Raw genomic sequence first — 18,490 nt, 5'->3', positions numbered from 1 at the left:
GTACCAACAACAATGTAGCCGCCGGGGTTATGGGAGCTACAACCACTATCGCAAGTGCCGGGCTAGGCCTGAGCGGACAAGGCGAAAGCGTGGGCATCACAATTGTTATTTATTTTTTAATTAATTTTAACAAACCCAAATTTTCATGAAAAAAACATTACTATTACTGTTATTTGTTATATCGGTGGCAAATGCACAGGTTGGAGTCGGAACAATAACACCAAATGGAGCATTAGACATTACCTCTGCAAATGACGGAGTACTAATCCCTCGTATTGCATTATCTGCAACAAACGTTGCCACAGTACTTACTCCAACCACCTCAGAATTAGTTTACAATACCGCTACCGCTGGAGCAGGAATCACTGCTGTTACTCCTGGATTTTACTACTGGAATGGTGCGTCATGGATAAGGATATCAACAGGACAAAATAGCGACTGGACTCTTTTAGGGAATTCAGGAACAGTAGCAGCAACAAACTTTGTTGGTACCACCGACGCTATAGATTTTGTTACAAGAACAAATAATACCGAAAAAACAAGGGTAACTAGTGCTGGAAATGTGGGTATAGGAACCCCTACTCCAGCTGCAAAACTTGATGTTGCAGCTGCAGCAACCGCAGTAAACACTGTCGTAAATGCAACCGGAAGCATTAATGATTATTTACAATTCAACATTCAAAATACAAGTACCGGAATCCAAGCTCAAAGTGGCTATTCTGCCACTGCTGATAACGGAACAGCAACCACCGGTTTTGCGTGGTTAGGTATTAACAATTCTACATTTAACTTTCCAACCGCTTACAATATAGGTGGAGTAAATGATGTAAGCTATGTAGGTAGTGGTCAGGATATGTATGTTGCAAATGCAAACAATACTAAATCTATTATATTTTCAACTGGAAGAGCAGCCACACCTTTTTTTAATGAAAGAATGAGAATCACCAACGCTGGAAATGTAGGTATAGGCACTACTTTACCAACTGGATTGCTAGACTTAACAGCTACCGACAGAGGTATGGTTCCGCCTAGAATTGCACTTACCGATTCAAGCTTGCAAGCACCTGTAATAAACCCACAAGGTGGTGCAATACCTGCAGGAACAACGATATACAATACCGCAACAGCTGGAGTTAGCCCAAACAACGTAGGTCCAGGATTATATTTTTGGAATGGTACAAGATGGATAGCCTTTGCAGGTTCTGCTGGAGGTCTTGACTGGTCTCTTACAGGTAATGCTTCTACAACTCCCGGAACTTTTGCAGCGCCGGGTGTAAATTATTTAGGAACTTCGGATGCAACTGCATTACACATAACTACAAATAATACACCTAGAATTCAGATTGCTTCTAGCGGAAATACTGGAATTGGAGTTGCAGCTACAGGAGTTGATTTGGTAAGCATAACAAACAGTAGTAATACTAATCAAAGAGGACTCTTGGTAAATAATTCTTCAACTCTTGCAAGTGCAAGAGGAGTAAGTATAGTGCAATCTGGATCAACAACCGGATCAACTGCTCTTATTGCAAACAATACGAACACTAATCTTGACGGACTTGGAGCAATTATATCAGGTCAAAATGTAGGATTAACTTCATTAGCAAATTCAGGAACTACCTCTAATGGGACAAGTTACGGATTAGCAGGATTTGGAAAAACAGCTGTAACAGGTACTGGAGTTGCTGGTATAGGACAAGGAGGAACTACAGCATCATCTTTCGCAGGTATAGGATCAGGAGTAGCTGCTACAGGAGCAGATTTAGGATTATCTGCTTTTGCAACTACCACCACTGGTGCTAGAAACGCAGCTCGTTTTGATGCCCTAACCGCAACTGCAACACTAGGAGATGACCCAGCTGCGAGTATCGCAGGATTTGCAACGGCTGTAGATGTTGGAGGTGGAGCAGTTAATATTAGAGATGTAAGTTACGGTGGCTACTTCACAAGTGGAACTGGCACATCATTTGCTTATGTTGGTGCCAACCTTAGTGCAAATGTCGGAGGATCAACAAACTATAAAATCATAGGAACAGGAACGGTTTCAACAATCGTTTCAAGCGACAAAGCAAATGATTCTAAAAGAATTATGTTTGCTCCAGAAGCTCCAGAAGTTTTATTCGAGGATTATGGTGTAGGACAGTTAAATAACGGACAAGTAACAATTAAAGTGGATCCTATATTTAGCAAAAATATCTTTGTTGACAGCAAGCATCCATTAAAAGTTTTTGTTCAATTAGAAGGCGATTGTAATGGAGTCTTTGTAACTAGTAAGTCAAAAGATGGTTTTACAGTGAAAGAATTAAATGGAGGGAAATCTAATGTTAGTTTTTCTTGGCATATTATTGGCAACAGAGCTGATGAAAAAGATGCAACTGGCAAAACAGTAAACTATCAACTATTACGCTACCCCGAAGCACCTACTGCTCTACCTACTCCTGAACTAAAACAAGTTAGATTAGAAAAAGTAAAAGATTTATGATACTATTAATAATAATATTAAATAAGCTTTTTTAAATTAATTATAGATAATAAAAAAGACCTTGATTTTAAATAATCAAGGTCTTTTTTTGTTATAGTGTTAAAAAAATACTAATTACAAAAAATAAATTATAAATATAGAACTCCTTATTGGTCGATCGTTGCAGAGAGAATTATTATTCCAAAATGAAATACGCCCGAGATGGTAATCTCGGAATTGCCTGAAAGGAGATTCCGCATCTTATGGCGTAGAAAAAACCAGATATTAGGGAAGGATCGGAGGGTTTGCTAGCATCAAATAACTTGTATTAAATTTATTAAAACCCAAACTGAATATGACAAAATAAATTCAAGTAAAGTAAAATCATGAACAGAAACTTTATAAAATAGAAAACGGAAACTTTATTTAGAAATGACAATACAATTTAGATAACGAATCAAATATTCCAACAGTCGTTTTTAATACAAACTTATTAAAATTAGAAAAATTAATTCCTAAAATGTGGTTTTAAAAGAATTTTAAAAACTTTCTAAAACACCAACAATATAACACTTATTCTCAATTATTAACAATTATCTAATAATATTTTTACACAATAATTTGTTTATGTTGATTTTATTTATATATTTCCGAAACCAAAAAACACATACTAACTATTATGAAGCAGAATTATTTTCAGAAAAAGCAGCTTTTTGTTTTACTAGTACTACTTACTTTATTTACAACCAGCAACAATACTCTTATTGCACAATGTGTAACAACGGCACCCGCAGATGTGACTATAGATTGCGGAACATCAACTACTTTGAGCGCAACAACAACTGCGATATCCTATACCGTGGTAACATCATCGTGTGGTCCAGTTGCTATTGCAGGCACAACCGCCTTCCCAACCGCTTGCGATGACTGTGTAACAGGTCAGATACCTATTGGATTCCCATTTAATTTTTATGGAAATACATATACCACAGCAGTAATATCGTCTAACGGTATTTTAGGTTTTGGTCCTACTTTTGCATTTACAGGTTATAGTGCTTTTGCTATACCAGCTGCAGGAAATCCAAACAATTATATCGCTGGTTTTTTTGCTGACATAGACATTCGTTTTGGAGGAACAATAACCTATCAAACAGTAGGTACTGCTCCAAACAGACGTTTTGTGATAAGCTATAATAATGTTGTGCCTTACAATGCTGGTTCAGCAGCTGGTACAGGAACAGCCTCATTTCAAATCGTACTTAACGAGGCAGGATCATTTCAGGTAATCGTTTCTCAATTATCAGCAAACTGGAGTGCAACAACCTCTGGTGCATTAGCAACTTCTGGTGCAGAAAATGACACGGGAACATACGCTTTTCCAGTCCCAGGAAGAAACTCGACCGATTGGCCAGGTATCGTTTCAGGCGATTTAGATTGTACACTATTCAACCCTCAACCTTGTGTTTTTCAGAGATGGCAGCAAGGAGCAACTGTACTTCAAACAACTCCTAACTTAACTATATCTCCTACTACAACTACACCATACACAGCCTATTGGCTTTGTGGCGGAAGTCCATGTAATGACGACACTGTTGTAAATGTTACTCTACCTAGTTATAGTTTTGACGCCAGTACAAACAATACAAACTGTTCTACACCTAACGGTTCTATATCATTTAACACTACAAATCTAAGTGGAAGTTACAATCTTGGTTACAACATAAACGGAAGTCCAACTTCTCAAACTGTTACACCCGCAGGAGGCGCTAGTATAGCTCAAGGTGCACTATTTAATACTGGAGCACTTGCAGTTGCAGATACAACTTGGATTAGAAATAACGGAGGCACAACTTGTGGCGCAACAGCTGGCACTACTTATTATTACGATGTTTTTCCGTTTACAGTTTCGACTAACGGATCATATACACTTAATATGTGTACTCCAGGAACAAATTTTGACGCTCATGCATCTTTATATCAAAATGCATTTAACGGAGCTGCACCTTGTGGAACTCCAGCAAATTTTATAATTGCTGATGATGATGGAAATCCAGCAGCTGGAAATTGTAGTGATGACCCAAGTATAGTGGCAACGCTATCAACTGGAATTACTTATTATTTAGTATCTACTAGTTTTAGTACTGGTGTTGTTGGGAATTACGAATGGACATTTACAGGTCCAGCAGCAGCAACATTAATCGTTGGAGCTCCTAAAATCACTTTAAGCAACTTATCAGCTGGTACTTATTCTAACTTTCAATTAAACACTGTTAGCTGTGGGATTTTAACCATTCCTGGTCCATTCACAATTTCAGACACAAGTGCTAAAACTTGGTCTGGAGCTACAAATACAAATTGGAGTGTAGCCACTAACTGGTCCGGAGGAGTAATTCCTAACAACGCCGATTGTGTAGTTATACCAAATGTAACTAACGACCCTGTCGTTTCAGGAGCTAGTTACGAAGCTTTAGCAGGAACGCTAACAATTCAAAACGGTGGTAATTTGACCATAAATTCTAATAATTTTATAACTGTAACCAATGCTGTAACCGTGAATGCAGGAGGTATATTTACATTAAATAATAATGCATCATTATTACAAACAAACAATGCAGTTAATAGTGGCGACATTATATACAGAAGAGACGCAATCAACATTAGGGGCTCTGATTTTGTATATTGGTCATCACCAGTGGCAAGTCAAACCATTAGTGGGATATATGCCACTCCTGTACAAGGTCCAAAATATTCATGGAATACAACTGGATTAAATACTAGAAATGGACTTGGTAGATGGGACACTTTTACAGGAACTATGACTCCAGGAAAAGGTTACATACTTAGAGGTTCTAGTAATTATGGGATGGCAGCAAGCACCATAAACAGTACTTTTACAGGTGTTCCAAACAACGGAGACATAACAATAAAGGCTACTCGTGGCAATATGACTGGGGCAACTGTACCATCTACCTACTCGACTGCTGGACTTAATGTAATGGACGACAACTGGAATTTACTTGGCAACCCATATCCATCGGCCATCAATGGATTACAGTTTTTATCTACAAATAGCACTAACCTATTAGGCAACTTAAGAGTATGGAGGCATTTAAGTACTCCTACTATAATTGCGAGTCCTTTTTATCAAACTTTCGTATATAATTATAATTCAAGTGATTATTTAACTATCAATTTCACAGGACCAACAGTACCTGGAGCATCAGATATTATAAAATCAGGGCAAGCATTTATGACGCAACGCATAGAAGGTATCCAAGATTTAGTAGGCACTGACATACAGTTTAACAATGCTATGAGAAGAAACGCAGGTGCTCTAATGGCGAATGACAATTTCTTTAAAACAAGTACAAACAATCAATCTTCTAATACAAATACTATTGAAAAACATAGAATATGGTTAGATATTGTTGACGATACTACAAACTCTTCAGAGACTACCCTATTAGGATACGTTGAAGGAGCTACAAATCGTTTTGATAATAATTTTGATGCTACAATTGGAATTACTACTGCCATAGGAATATATACTTTTGCAGACAGTAAAGAATGTATAATTCAAGGCAGACCAACACCATTTAATCAAAATGATATTGTTCCCATAGGGATAAATGTACAATCAGATGGTGGTTATCATATTGCAATAAAATCAGTTGACGGACTATTTACGAATGGTACACAAATTATATATTTAGAAGATAAATTGCTAAATATTATTCATAATTTAAGTTTAGCTCCTTATAGTTTCACGTCAAACGCTGGAGTTGTAAACGATCGATTTGTTCTACGTTATACAGAAGCTGCATTATCTAATGATGATTTTGACTACAATGATCAAATTAAAATTTTTATTAATAATGGTATCAATGTAACTTCTACAAATGAAACAATCAAAGATGTAATTGTTTATGATGTTTTGGGTAAAACACTATTGGATAAGAAAAATATCATTAAAAATGAAGTAAAACTAACCGAACTAAGACCAACAACAAATGTCCTAATCGTTAAAGTAACTTTAGAAAACAATAAAGTGGTAATAAAAAAAGTAATTTATTAAATTACAGATACTTTGAAAAACTCCAAAAAGACCTTGATTTTAAATAATCAAGGTCTTTTTCATTAGCATAAGCTTCTCTTTCAAATACAATATTTCTGTAGGCTTTGCTACTATTTTTGTATCGAATTGTTTTGATTAAAAAATCTGTAAAATACCAAATATAAAAAGGCAAAATAAGTAACTCTAATTGCTGACGAATATGAATTTTTTCGTGGTTTATTAAAACTTTATCAGTTTTATCAAAATCATTTCTAATAATTACAAAAGGAAAAAAAGTAAGTCCTCGGTATTTTTTTGGAATTAAATATTTAGAAACAATTAGAAACATACTTTAAAGTTTATAAATTTGTAATATGAATTCACAAAGTAAAGAAAATAAACCCATAGAAGGTGAAGATTTTTATTACACACCCGAAGGCTACAAGTGTTTTACCGAGAAATACCACCTAAAACGTGGCTATTGTTGCAAAAGCGGTTGTCGCCATTGCCCTTATGGTTTCGATAAAAAAACAGGAATAATTAAAAACCAGAAATCTTAGACATTTTAGACTTCTCCTATTTGAGAAAAAACCTAACTGATCTAAAAATCTAACTAATCTAAAAAAATGACTTTCCAAGAACAAATACAACAAGGAATCCCAACTACACTTCCAAACCCTAAACCATACGAGTTAGAAATAAATCATGCTCCTAAAAGAAAAGAAATCCTTTCGGACGATGAAAAAAAATTAGCGCTTCGCAACGCACTTCGTTATTTCGAAGCAAAGCATCATGCAACATTAATCAAAGAATTCTCAGATGAACTAGAAACTTACGGACGTATTTATATGTATCGTTTTCGTCCAGACTATGAGATGAAAGCTCACCCTATTTCCGATTATCCAGGAAAATGTGAACAAGCCAAAGCCATTATGCTCATGATTCAGAATAATTTAGATTATGCTGTAGCACAACATCCTCACGAGTTAATTACTTATGGCGGAAACGGTGCCGTTTTCTCAAACTGGGCACAATATTTATTGACGATGCGATATTTATCGGAAATGACCGATGAGCAAACTTTATCGATGTATTCTGGTCACCCAATGGGATTATTTCCCTCACACAAAGAAGCTCCAAGAGTTGTGGTGACTAACGGAATGGTTATTCCTAATTATTCTAAACCCGACGATTGGGAAAAAATGAATGCTTTAGGCGTTTCTCAATACGGACAAATGACAGCAGGAAGTTATATGTATATTGGTCCGCAAGGAATCGTTCACGGAACAACCATCACGGTTTTAAACGGTTTTAGAAAAATAAAGAAATCAACTTCCGGTGGTTTATTTGTAACCTCAGGACTTGGCGGAATGAGCGGTGCGCAACCAAAAGCAGGAAACATTGCAGGTTGTATTACGGTTTGTGCCGAAGTAAATTCAAAAATCACACACATTCGTCACAGTCAAGGTTGGATAAACGAAGTTTTCGAAAACATAGACGAGCTGGTTACCAGAGTCACTTTGGCGAAAGCCAATAAAGAAGTCGTTTCTCTTGCTTATTTAGGAAATGTGGTCGATGTTTGGGAACGATTTGACCAAGAAAACATTCATATCGATTTAGGTTCCGACCAAACATCGTTACACAATCCTTGGGCTGGCGGCTACTACCCTACTGGATTTTCATTTGAAGAATCGAATGAAATGATGGCAAACAATCCAGATAAATTTAAAGAAGAAGTTCAAAAAACATTGCGTCGTCATGCGACAGCTATAAACAAACATACTGCAAAAGGAACGTATTTCTTCGATTACGGAAATGCTTTTTTATTAGAAGCTTCTCGTGCTGGTGCCGATATTATGGCCGACAATAAAATCGATTTTCGTTATCCGAGCTATGTGCAAGACATTATGGGACCTATGTGTTTCGATTATGGTTTTGGGCCTTTCCGTTGGGTTTGTGCTTCAGGAAAACCAGAAGATTTAGCAAAAACCGATGCTATTGCTTGTGCCGTTTTAGAAGAAATGATGAAAAACTCACCTTCAGAAATTCAGCAGCAAATGCAAGATAATATTACTTGGATAAAAGGTGCTCAGGAAAACAAACTAGTGGTTGGTTCGCAAGCACGAATCCTTTACGCTGACGCCGAAGGGAGAATAAAAATTGCCGAAGCCTTTAACCAAGCCATTGCAAAAAGAGAAATTGAAACTGTAATTCTGGGTCGTGACCATCATGATGTTTCAGGAACAGATTCGCCTTATCGCGAAACTTCAAATATATATGACGGCTCTCGTTTTACTGCCGATATGGCAATACAAAACGTGATTGGTGACAGCTTCCGTGGTGCAACATGGGTTTCTATTCACAATGGTGGTGGAGTTGGTTGGGGCGAAGTTATAAACGGTGGTTTTGGTATGGTTCTTGATGGCTCTAAAGAGGCTTCAAAACGATTAGAATCGATGCTTTTTTGGGACGTAAACAACGGAATATCAAGAAGAAGCTGGGCAAGAAACGACAATGCAATTTTTGCAATAAAAAGAGCTATGGCGACGCAACCTTTGTTGAAAATTACCATCCCTAATATAGTGGATGAAAAGTTATTTTAGTTTAAAGTTTATTAGGTTCTAATGACAACTTTATAAATTAAACCATAAAAAAATAAAATTATGAAAACAATAAAATTTTTATCGATATTGATAACATTCTTATTAGCATCATGTAGTCCGGTAAGAGTAAATTCTGATTATGACAAAAAAACAGATTTTTCAGTTTATAAAACCTATGCTTTTCATAAAACCGGTATAGACAAAGTGGAAATTTCCGATTTTGATAAAAAACGCATCCTTCGTTCTATCGATGAAGAAATGACTACTAAAGGTTTTACCAAAAGTGAAACTCCTGATTTGTTAATTAATATTAATACCAAAGCTGAAAAAAACATTAATGTAAGCCAATTTAATGCAAATTACGGTTATGGCTGGGGATTGGGCTGGAGTCCTCCATATTGGGGTGCAAATTACAGTGTCAATACAAATACCGAAGGAACACTGATTATTGATTTGATAGACGCTAAGAAAAAAGAGTTAATTTGGCAAGGCGAAGGTGTTGGATATCTAACAAAAAACACAGACAAAAAAGACGAGAATATAAAATCTTTCGTTAACAGTATATTAGCACAATATCCCCCAATAAGAAAATAAATATTAAAATTATATAGCTGGTTTGTTAATAAAACAGACCAGCTATTTTAACACAAAAATATGACCAAAAAATACTTTAACACGATACTCCTACTCATTATTAGCATTTTTATATCGTCATGTAGTTCTACAAATTTACTGACTATGAATGCCTTACAACCTGCCCCAGTAAACATAAATGCTAAAGATATTTCTATAGGAATAATCAACAGAAGTATACCTTCTAAAAAAAATGAAGCTGTCGATGAGATAGACAAAATTTTATCTATCGAAGGTAAAAACTTAGATAAAGAAGGTGCGCAAAATACTATAACAGGTTTACAAAATGAACTTTCTAAAAACAATCTAATCACTGGTGCTAAAATTATTGAAATACCAAATCTCAAAAATACTGGTTTAGATCTTTTCCCTGAATCGATTTCTTGGGAAAAAATAGCTCAAATTTGCAAAGAAAATAAAGTAGATGTAGTCTACGAACTTTCGTATTATGACACCGATGCAAAAGTTACATATAAAGTTGCAAACGTAGAAACAACGAATATTTTAGGACTAAAAATTCCACTTATAGAACACCAAGCGACAATTACAACCCTAATAAAAACTGGATGGAGAATATATTCGCTAAAAGACAAAGCGATTTTAGAAGAATTCTCAACGCAAGACGACGTAACATTATCAGGAAAAGGTATAAATCCTGTTAAAGCAATTGAAACTATTATAGGGAGAAAAGAAGCGGTTTTAAACATTAGTGACAAAATCGGAGAATCCTATGCGCGAAGAATATTACCATATAACATAAGAGTTTCGAGAGATTATTTTGTAAAAGGTACCGATAATTTTGTCACTGCAATGCGAAGAGCTCAAACCGGGAAATGGGATAGTGCAGCCGAGCTTTGGGCAAAAGAAGTAGACAATTCCAATGGTGAAATTGCTGGTAGAGCTTGTTATAATATGGCCATTATAAATGAAATTAATGGAAATTTAGATACTGCAGTCGAGTGGGCATCAAAAGCATATTCAGATTACAACAATAAATTAGCCCTAAAATATCTGAACATTCTAAAAAGAAGAATAAATAAGAACAAACAACTTGAATTACAGTTGAAATAAATCCAAAGATTTAGTACTTTTACTTCCAAACAACAAGTACAATATTATGGAAGCGCATTTTGAAAGCAACCCGCTGATTGACAGATTACCAAAGCATTTAAAGCAGTTTATAAAACCACAAGACTATAGTGATTACACACCTATAAACCAAGCTGTGTGGCGTTATGTGATGCGCAAAAATGTAGATTACCTGTCGAAAGTTGCTCATGAATCGTATCTCATAGGACTAGAAAAAACAGGGCTAGAAATAAATAACATTCCAAACATGTACGGTATGAACCGAATTCTAAAAGAAATTGGTTGGGCCGCTGTAGCCGTTGACGGATTTATTCCGCCTAATGCATTCATGGAATTTCAAGCTTACAATGTGCTTGTTATTGCTTCCGATATTAGACAATTAGAACATATAGAATACACGCCTGCACCAGACATTATTCACGAAGGAGCTGGTCACGCACCTATTATTGCCAATCCAGAATATGCCGAATATTTACGTCGTTTTGGTGAAATAGGTTGCAAAGCCATTTCATCGTCACGAGATTATGAAATGTATGAAGCAGTACGATTATTATCGATAGTTAAAGAAGCTGAAGGAACACCACAAGCTGAAATCGATGCTGCCGAAAAACAAGTAGATTTTCTTCAAAATAATATGGGAGAAATGTCAGAAATGGCACAAATTCGAAACTTACACTGGTGGACTGTCGAATACGGTTTGATAGGAACGGTAGAAAAACCAAAAATATATGGCGCTGGTTTGCTTTCTTCTATTGGCGAAAGCGCTTGGTGCATGACAGATGAAGTAGAAAAACTTCCCTACTCTATTGATGCGGTAAACCAAAGTTTCGACATTACAAAACCACAACCTCAGCTTTTTGTAACACCCGATTTTGCCCATTTAAGTGAAGTCCTAGAAGAATTTGCAAACAAAATGGCTTTGAGGACTGGTGGATTATCTGGCATTCAGAAACTAATTAATTCGAAAGCGATTGGAACTATCGAAATGAGTACAGGAATTCAAATTTCAGGTTTATTTACCAATGTTATTGAAGATGACGGAAAACCAGTTTATATTCAAACTACTGGAAAAACAGCTTTATCTTATAGAGAAAAAGAATTGGTTGGTCACGGAACGTCTTATCATGCAGAAGGTTTCGGAAGTCCAATTGGGAAACTAAAAGGAATTAATCTCGCTATCGAGGACATGAGTCCGCGCGATTTGAAAGCTTACGATATTTATGAAACTGGAAAAGTGACCCTAGAATTTGAAGGGAATATTATAGTTTCGGGTGAGATTATTACAGGTTCACGCAATTTACAAGGAGAAATTATATTAATTAGTTTCAAAAACTGTACTGTTACTCATGGGGAAACCATTTTGTTTCAGCCAGAATGGGGAATTTATGACATGGCAGTTGGCAAAAAAGTGATTTCAGCTTTTTCTGGCCCAGCCGATGTGCATAGTTTCGATATGATTACACATATTCCTTCATCTAAAACCATCAAATCTGTAAAGACACCTGAACGTGAAGAATTAGAAGGTTTGTACCAAAATGTACGTGATATTCGCGAAGGGAAATCGACTGATTTATCGTTAGAAAATACTTTCGAAAAATTACTCGAAAACCACCCAAAAGACTGGTTACTTTCTGTTGAAATTGTAGAATTAATACATACCAAAAACACCATTTTGACTACTAAAATAATTTCTCATTTAGATAACTTAAAAATCTCTAGACCGGAAGTTAAAAAATTAATTAGCAATGGTTTGGAATTGATTTTAGAAAAAGAATCGGTGTAAATTACGATTTTATTTTGGCAGAAAAATCGCTTTCTTTTCCAATAATATTTCCTTCGTATTGTAATTTCCAGCCCATCGAGTTGGTAAGAATTAGCATTTTAGACAATTCGGAAATTAATCGATTTTGAGCATTCGATTTTAAGGTCGATTTTTCTATTTTCTTGGCTAAACTTGCCTTAGCCTGTCTGCTTATTTTATTATAATCATCGCCCGTAAATGGATTCAATTTGCTTTGATCTACGTCATAAAACTGGATATCCGGCGAAATTTTTATTTCCTCCTTTGGAATATTAAGAATGGTAATTATTTTGTTTTTTTCATCAATATCATATTTCATTTGATGCAAATCGTAAGCAACAGTCACATCGGCATTTACTACAATTAATGCTTTTTTGTCGAAAGAAACCATGCCTCCAAAATAAGAATCTTGGTCATTATAAGTTAATACCTCGGCAAAATGACCTTCGGTAACAACTAGTTTTCCAACATTTACAATTTGTTGTTGAATTAACGCTGTGCTATTTTCTAAACTCGAATTGTCACTTTTTTTGAATGTACAAAACTTAAACAAAAACACAACTGCAACGATTAAAACTATTCCGGCAATGATTCTATTTCGCATTTTGTTATTTTTTTATAAAAATATAAAATTAAGCTAGAAATAAAACATATAAATTTAGAAGAAGTAAAATAATAATTGACATTACGATAATTTGAATCTTATTTTTAGAAAGCGCCATCATATTATGTTGTTAGTTTTTGCTTTCTGAATAGCTTCAAGCTTGTTGTGTACTTGAAGTTTAGAGTAGATATTTTCTACGTGTTTCCTTACTGTTCCTTTAGATAAAAATAAATTTTCGGCTATACTTTCATATTTCAAACCTTTACTTAACTGCTCTAAAACCTCAACTTCACGCATGGTCAGATTTATTTCTTCTTTATTAGAAACATTATCGAAATTGATTGGGCTTCTAAAAAGTTTTAATGTCTTCAAGGCTATTGAAGGTGTCATGGTTGCTCCGCCATTTATAGTATCTAAAATACCTTGTTGCAAATTTTTTGGATTTACTTCTTTTAACAGATAACCATCTGCTCCCGCTTTTATAGCATTAAAAATGTTTTCATCATTATCAAAAACAGTCAACATAATGATTTTAATATGTGGAAATTTATTTTTAATGATATTTGTAGCTTCGATTCCGTTCATGACTGGCATTTCGATATCCATTAAAATCAAATCAATGTTGTGATTTTGCGACAGTTTTTCGACTGCATTCTTACCATCGAAAGCGGTAAATTTTACTTCAAAATCATCAAAAAAAGACAATTTCTCTTGAGTGGCTTTTATCAGAAAAGAATTGTCATCAACTATGGCTATTTTTATCATTTTCTATTTTTTATAAAATTAAGAAAAACCATTACTTAATGAGATTAAATAATGGTTTTTTATTAATTGGTTTAATTTCTAGTTAATGACAATATTTGTAAATGAACCCGAAACAGAAGTTACACCACCGCCTGATCCTGTAGCAGTAAATGTTCCTGTTAACTTATTGTTTGCATTAGCCGTAATTATTACACTTCCCGAGGTTGGATTAAAAGACGAAGACATTGTTGTGCTTCTGTAGTAAAATGCATTTCCAGAAGCCATAACATCATAAGTTCCAACCGCAATTGAAGTTAAATTGATTTCATAAACTGTACTACCACCAGTATTTGTTGCGAAAATAGTTTTGTATTGATTGCTAGCATAAGGATTGTTTACCGTTTGCTCTGCTGAACTAATACTGTCTGTCCATCTGAAACCATCGCTAGCAACAGGTGTTACTGGCGGAATTGTCGCAACATCGTCATTATCTGAACAAGAAACAGACGTTATTGCAAATAATGCAATTAGTAATAAAGAAGATAATTTTTTCATGATTTTTTAGTTTTTGTTGTTATTAACATTACAAATTTGCGAAACTTACAAACACAAAAAAATACGACAATTGTCGTATTTTTAAGATTTTAATTTAAAAAATTATTGCTTAATAAATTTTGAAGTCCTTATATAATTATTATCAATTACTTGAATTACATAAGTTCCGTTACTTAAATTCGAAACATCCAAAATTAAACTGCTTTCTGAAATATCTCTTTTTTCAAATACAGTTTGTCCAGTGATTGATATTATTTTTAAACTTGTGTTTTCTAGATTATTTTCAAACGAAAGATTAATTTGACTAGTTGTAGGGTTTGGATAAAGTGAAATAATTGATGGCTTTTCAAAAGATTTTGTTTCTAAAAAATTGGAAATATTATATTTTGCAATATAATTATCTCTCATTCCAACAGATGTTAAACTATTTACAGTAGCCGAAAAATCAAAATCTACATTGTTGCTAAAAAAACCACTAACATAGATGTTGTTGTTTTTTAGTATCATTTTATTAGGAAATGTCATATCTGAACCTCCAAAATGATTGAAGGAAACTAGATTTCCAGAAGCATTTAAAGCCGTTAAAAATACATTATATACCGTAAAACCAGCTGTTGTTGCAGTTCCTGACCCAGTTGTTGTATTATAACTTACTGTGTGTTTAAATCTTCCAAATGAAAAGATATTTCCATTATCATCAATTTGTATACTATTTAAATCCACTCCGTTATCTGTTGCGAAAATTTGTTTTGCCCAAATTATATTTCCGTTTGTATCCATTTTAGATACATATGGTATAACTTGATAAGAATGACTTAGATATAGAGTACCTGAACCACTATCAAAATCCATAAAACCTCTGGCGGTTCCTGTAGTATAAATATTGCCATTACTGTCAAAATCCATATCATTTGACTCGCTCATTTCATTAGAATTAAAAAATTTTGCCCAAACAAAGTCACCTGCAACATTCAATTTTAGAACAAATGGGTTTCTAGTGTGTGCAGTTCCTCCTGAAGTATATGCTGCAGTTCCCGTTCCTGGATCAAAATCTACATCATCGCTAAAGTGGCCTGTAACAACAACATTATTATTGGCATCATTCATAATTTTATTTCCGCCACAATACCCAAAACCACTTGTACTTGCTGTTGTTTTGCCTATTACTTTATTCCAAACAAATTGAGCATTATTATTTAATTTTGTAATAAAAATAGAATATCCATCAAAAGAAGTAAAATTATTTGTAATGGTTGGACTTGGATCAAAATCTTTTGAATTACTAAAAGTACCTGTTAAATAAATATTTTCGCCTGCATCAATACAAATACTTCTAGGAGTTCCGCCAATTTCTTTTGCATAAATAAAATTACCCGAAGTATCGAGCTTTAAAATAAAATTAAAAAGAGGTGAAGTAACATTTTGAATACCTAAATTAAATACTGCAGATGAACTTGGGTCAAAATCTACTAGCGAAGAAAATTCTCCAACTAAAATTATATTCCCTACTGGATCCACTTTTATGTCAGCAGGTTTTACATTTCCGCCAATTGTTTTTGTCCATAAAACCAAACCATTAGTGTCATATTTAGTAATCACTAAATTACCTGAATTAGTATAAGTACCCGCTGTAAATACATTTCCATTATTATCAATGGTGTTCAGGTTTAATTGTTCGTTTCCATTGCTACCTACTTGTTTAACCCACTCTAAAGCTGGAGCTTGGGCAAAAGTTGTAATTGAAAATACTATAACAAGAACGTGTAAAAATTTTTTCATAATTTATAGTTTAAAAGTTTATGAAGCAAAGTTGCGTAATTGCCGAGCACAAAAAAATACGACAATTGTCGTATTTTTAAAATATTTTCTTTTGAAATTTTATATCAAAACTTCAATTGAAGTTCCATTATCCGATGAAGAAATAGTTAGTTTCCCGCCAATTTCATTAATTCGTTTTTTCATATTATTAAGTCCGTTGCCTTTTTCGACTGTGGCAACATCAAAACCGTTACCATTGTCTTTAACGGAAATTATTATTTGATTTTCTTGCAACTTAATGTTCACTGTAATTATACTGGCTTTAGCATATTTTAATGAATTATTTATCGCTTCTTGAATAGTTCGATACACATTCATTCCTTCAACAGAAGAAAGTTTTTTAGTTGTTAAATTTTTATCAATTTCAAATGAAAAATTAATTTCTTGTTTAGCTTCTTTTGCTTTTTCGATAAAATTATGAATTCGACCTTCTAAATCTTCAAAAGAAATTTCGTTGCTATTCATTGCCCAAATGGTGTCTCGAAGCTCCACAATGGTTTCTTTTGCAAAACTTGAAATATTGTCTAATTTATTATCTAATTTTTCATTTGTAATGTCAAAACCATATTTCACACTATCCACACTAGAAATTATAAAAGTCAATTGTGCTCCAATATTATCGTGCAAATCACGAGAAATGGACAACCTTTGTTCTTGTAATTTGTTTTGGGTTTCAATTTTAGAAATTGCCGATTTTAGCTTAAATTCTTGTTCTTGTTGTGTATTTTTAAGTTTTTGTTGGCGGTACACCAAATAACCAATTAAACCTAAAAAAACAGCCAAGACAGAAAGACCAACTAAGTAAGTGTGTTTCTGTTTGGCATCAGCTTTTTGTTGTATAATTTGCTTCTCTTTTTTCTCTGTTTGATACTTGGTTTCAAGTTCGGCAGTTTCTTTTACGGAAGCCAATTTAGTGGCTTTTTCAATACTTTGCTCATATAAACTTTGATAATGTATAACAGAATCCGGTTTATTTAATCTGGCATAAATAGGAACTAAATACTTATACGAATTAGATAGTTCAAAGTCTAATTTTTTTTCAATAAAAAATTTATTAATTTCTAATAGTATTTTTTTTGCTTCTTCAAATTTATTATCCTTAAGTAAAGTATAGGCTTCATTTAATCTGTTTTTATTAAATGCTCCATCAGAACTAAAAACTTTTCTTTGTTCTGCCACTTTAGCAAATAATTTTTTGGATTCTTCAGTCTTATTTTGAGCTTGTTTAATTATAGCTAAATTGTTGTTGGATTTAGAAATCGTAAATAAATCACCAATCTCATTACAAAAAATAAGACTTTTATTATAGGCTTTCATTGAAGCTATTGTGTCATTCATAGATAATAAAATATTACCTTTTGTTAAATAATTCCTACATAAACTTTCTTTTAATTTGTTTTCTTCTAAATATTTAATTACTTCATTTATATATTTTAAAGCCTTTGGATAATCTTTTAATTCATAATATATGGAGCCAATATTTCCCTTAATAATCGATAATTGTTTTAAATCATTGATTTTACTAAAATACTCATAAGCGCTAAGATAAGTTCGCATAGCTAATTTCAATTTTCCTTGAACTTGATAGATATTACCAAGATTAGCATTTATTTTTGCCATTCCTTTTACATCATTTCTAGCTTTGCGAATTGAATAAGCTTTTAAATAATTTTCATTTGATTTTTGATAATCACTCTTCTTAAAATAAATCATAGCAATATCACTGTAAACTTGAGCAATTATAGTAGAATCATTTATTTTTTTTGATTCAAACAAGGCTTTTTCACCATAAACCATAGATGAATCTAAAGAAATATTAGAATAATACCATGTTAAATCAGAATAAATAGTTGCTCGTTTTTTGCCATCTGGATTAGATTTCAAATCTTTTTTCAAGCCATCAATAATGTCTTGTGCATTTTGCGCATTTGCAAAAGCAGTGACTAGAAATAATAATAAAAACGATAATTGTTTCATTCTCATATTTAGGGGTTATTTTTTTAAACTTATTTCAAACAAGTCTAGGTTCATTTCCAAAATAGATTTACTTAACTTTATATTTGATTCTTTAAATTTAATTTTTAAATCATCCGATAGTTTTACTTTCTGATTTTGAGCCACTAAGTTAGTA

At 33.6% G+C, this 18,490-nt stretch carries 13 protein-coding genes; 7 read left to right on the top strand and 6 right to left on the bottom strand.

What is annotated here, in order from left to right:
* Positions 1 to 145: 145 nt before the first annotated feature.
* A complete protein-coding gene (locus tag ACH2BG_RS05970) occupies positions 146 to 2,479 on the top strand; it encodes a beta strand repeat-containing protein (protein ID WP_395046805.1) in 2,334 nt (777 codons plus the stop codon).
* 658 nt (positions 2,480 to 3,137) lie between these two features.
* Positions 3,138 to 6,533: a T9SS sorting signal type C domain-containing protein gene (locus tag ACH2BG_RS05965; RefSeq protein ID WP_395046804.1), complete on the top strand. Its 3,396-nt coding sequence runs from the start codon at positions 3,138 to 3,140 to the stop codon at positions 6,531 to 6,533.
* 1 nt (position 6,534) lies between these two features.
* Here the strand turns inward: ACH2BG_RS05965 and ACH2BG_RS05960 are convergent, their stop codons facing one another.
* Positions 6,535 to 6,861: a hypothetical protein gene (locus ACH2BG_RS05960; RefSeq protein ID WP_395046803.1), complete on the bottom strand. Its 327-nt coding sequence runs from the start codon at positions 6,859 to 6,861 to the stop codon at positions 6,535 to 6,537.
* A 25-nt stretch (positions 6,862 to 6,886) separates the two neighbouring features.
* Between ACH2BG_RS05960 and ACH2BG_RS05955 the strand changes: the two genes are divergently transcribed.
* The 5 genes from ACH2BG_RS05955 to ACH2BG_RS05935 all read left to right on the top strand — a co-directional run bounded on the left by ACH2BG_RS05955 (position 6,887) and on the right by ACH2BG_RS05935 (position 12,620).
* Positions 6,887 to 7,072: a DUF5522 domain-containing protein gene (locus ACH2BG_RS05955; RefSeq protein ID WP_395046802.1), complete on the top strand. Its 186-nt coding sequence runs from the start codon at positions 6,887 to 6,889 to the stop codon at positions 7,070 to 7,072.
* Between the two features lie 66 nt (positions 7,073 to 7,138).
* Positions 7,139 to 9,115, top strand: a complete 1,977-nt coding sequence (locus ACH2BG_RS05950; RefSeq protein WP_395046801.1) for a urocanate hydratase — start codon at positions 7,139 to 7,141, stop codon at positions 9,113 to 9,115.
* Positions 9,116 to 9,175: 60 nt separating this feature from the next.
* Complete coding sequence (locus tag ACH2BG_RS05945) at positions 9,176 to 9,709, top strand: DUF4136 domain-containing protein (protein WP_395046800.1); 534 nt, start codon at positions 9,176 to 9,178, stop codon at positions 9,707 to 9,709.
* A gap of 144 nt (positions 9,710 to 9,853) precedes the next feature.
* Positions 9,854 to 10,819 (top strand): DUF6340 family protein, encoded by a 966-nt coding sequence (locus tag ACH2BG_RS05940; protein ID WP_395046799.1) that lies wholly within the window; start codon positions 9,854 to 9,856, stop codon positions 10,817 to 10,819.
* 46 nt (positions 10,820 to 10,865) lie between these two features.
* Complete coding sequence (locus ACH2BG_RS05935; RefSeq protein WP_395046798.1) at positions 10,866 to 12,620, top strand: aromatic amino acid hydroxylase; 1,755 nt, start codon at positions 10,866 to 10,868, stop codon at positions 12,618 to 12,620.
* Position 12,621: 1 nt separating this feature from the next.
* Here the strand turns inward: ACH2BG_RS05935 and ACH2BG_RS05930 are convergent, their stop codons facing one another.
* The 5 genes from ACH2BG_RS05930 to ACH2BG_RS05910 form a co-directional block, all read right to left on the bottom strand.
* The gene (locus ACH2BG_RS05930) at positions 12,622 to 13,242 is read right to left on the bottom strand and encodes a DUF4230 domain-containing protein (RefSeq protein WP_395046797.1); all 621 of its coding nucleotides are present in this window, start codon (positions 13,240 to 13,242) and stop codon (positions 12,622 to 12,624) included.
* A 117-nt stretch (positions 13,243 to 13,359) separates the two neighbouring features.
* Positions 13,360 to 14,007 carry a response regulator gene (locus tag ACH2BG_RS05925; RefSeq protein WP_395046796.1) on the bottom strand — a complete coding sequence of 216 codons (648 nt, stop codon included), beginning with the start codon at positions 14,005 to 14,007 and terminating at the stop codon, positions 13,360 to 13,362.
* Positions 14,008 to 14,085: 78 nt separating this feature from the next.
* The gene (locus ACH2BG_RS05920; protein WP_395046795.1) at positions 14,086 to 14,541 is read right to left on the bottom strand and encodes a hypothetical protein; all 456 of its coding nucleotides are present in this window, start codon (positions 14,539 to 14,541) and stop codon (positions 14,086 to 14,088) included.
* Positions 14,542 to 14,643: 102 nt separating this feature from the next.
* Positions 14,644 to 16,320, bottom strand: a complete 1,677-nt coding sequence (locus tag ACH2BG_RS05915; RefSeq protein WP_395046794.1) for a T9SS type A sorting domain-containing protein — start codon at positions 16,318 to 16,320, stop codon at positions 14,644 to 14,646.
* A gap of 99 nt (positions 16,321 to 16,419) precedes the next feature.
* Entirely contained in the window at positions 16,420 to 18,336 is a 1,917-nt protein-coding gene (locus ACH2BG_RS05910) for an ATP-binding protein (protein WP_395046793.1), read from the bottom strand.
* Positions 18,337 to 18,490 lie beyond the last annotated feature (154 nt).

It is taken from the genome of Flavobacterium sp. (assembly GCF_043779715.1).
Classification (GTDB): domain Bacteria; phylum Bacteroidota; class Bacteroidia; order Flavobacteriales; family Flavobacteriaceae; genus Flavobacterium.
The sequence above is the reverse complement of the archived record's forward strand: the minus strand, read 5'-3'. Positions and strand labels throughout refer to the sequence as shown.

Bases quoted from the DNA above. Each gene is read 5' to 3' on its own strand.
- ACH2BG_RS05925 (WP_395046796.1), bottom strand. From the start codon at position 14,007: ATGATAAAAATAGCCATAGTTGATGACAATTCTTTTCTGATAAAAGCC.
- ACH2BG_RS05960 (WP_395046803.1), bottom strand. From the start codon at position 6,861: ATGTTTCTAATTGTTTCTAAATATTTAATTCCAAAAAAATACCGAGGA.
- ACH2BG_RS05930 (WP_395046797.1), bottom strand. From the start codon at position 13,242: ATGCGAAATAGAATCATTGCCGGAATAGTTTTAATCGTTGCAGTTGTG.
- ACH2BG_RS05920 (WP_395046795.1), bottom strand. From the start codon at position 14,541: ATGAAAAAATTATCTTCTTTATTACTAATTGCATTATTTGCAATAACG.
- ACH2BG_RS05940 (WP_395046799.1), top strand. From the start codon at position 9,854: ATGAATGCCTTACAACCTGCCCCAGTAAACATAAATGCTAAAGATATT.
- ACH2BG_RS05915 (WP_395046794.1), bottom strand. From the start codon at position 16,320: ATGAAAAAATTTTTACACGTTCTTGTTATAGTATTTTCAATTACAACT.
- ACH2BG_RS05910 (WP_395046793.1), bottom strand. From the start codon at position 18,336: ATGAAACAATTATCGTTTTTATTATTATTTCTAGTCACTGCTTTTGCA.
- ACH2BG_RS05955 (WP_395046802.1), top strand. From the start codon at position 6,887: ATGAATTCACAAAGTAAAGAAAATAAACCCATAGAAGGTGAAGATTTT.
- ACH2BG_RS05935 (WP_395046798.1), top strand. From the start codon at position 10,866: ATGGAAGCGCATTTTGAAAGCAACCCGCTGATTGACAGATTACCAAAG.
- ACH2BG_RS05945 (WP_395046800.1), top strand. From the start codon at position 9,176: ATGAAAACAATAAAATTTTTATCGATATTGATAACATTCTTATTAGCA.
- ACH2BG_RS05965 (WP_395046804.1), top strand. From the start codon at position 3,138: ATGAAGCAGAATTATTTTCAGAAAAAGCAGCTTTTTGTTTTACTAGTA.
- ACH2BG_RS05970 (WP_395046805.1), top strand. From the start codon at position 146: ATGAAAAAAACATTACTATTACTGTTATTTGTTATATCGGTGGCAAAT.
- ACH2BG_RS05950 (WP_395046801.1), top strand. From the start codon at position 7,139: ATGACTTTCCAAGAACAAATACAACAAGGAATCCCAACTACACTTCCA.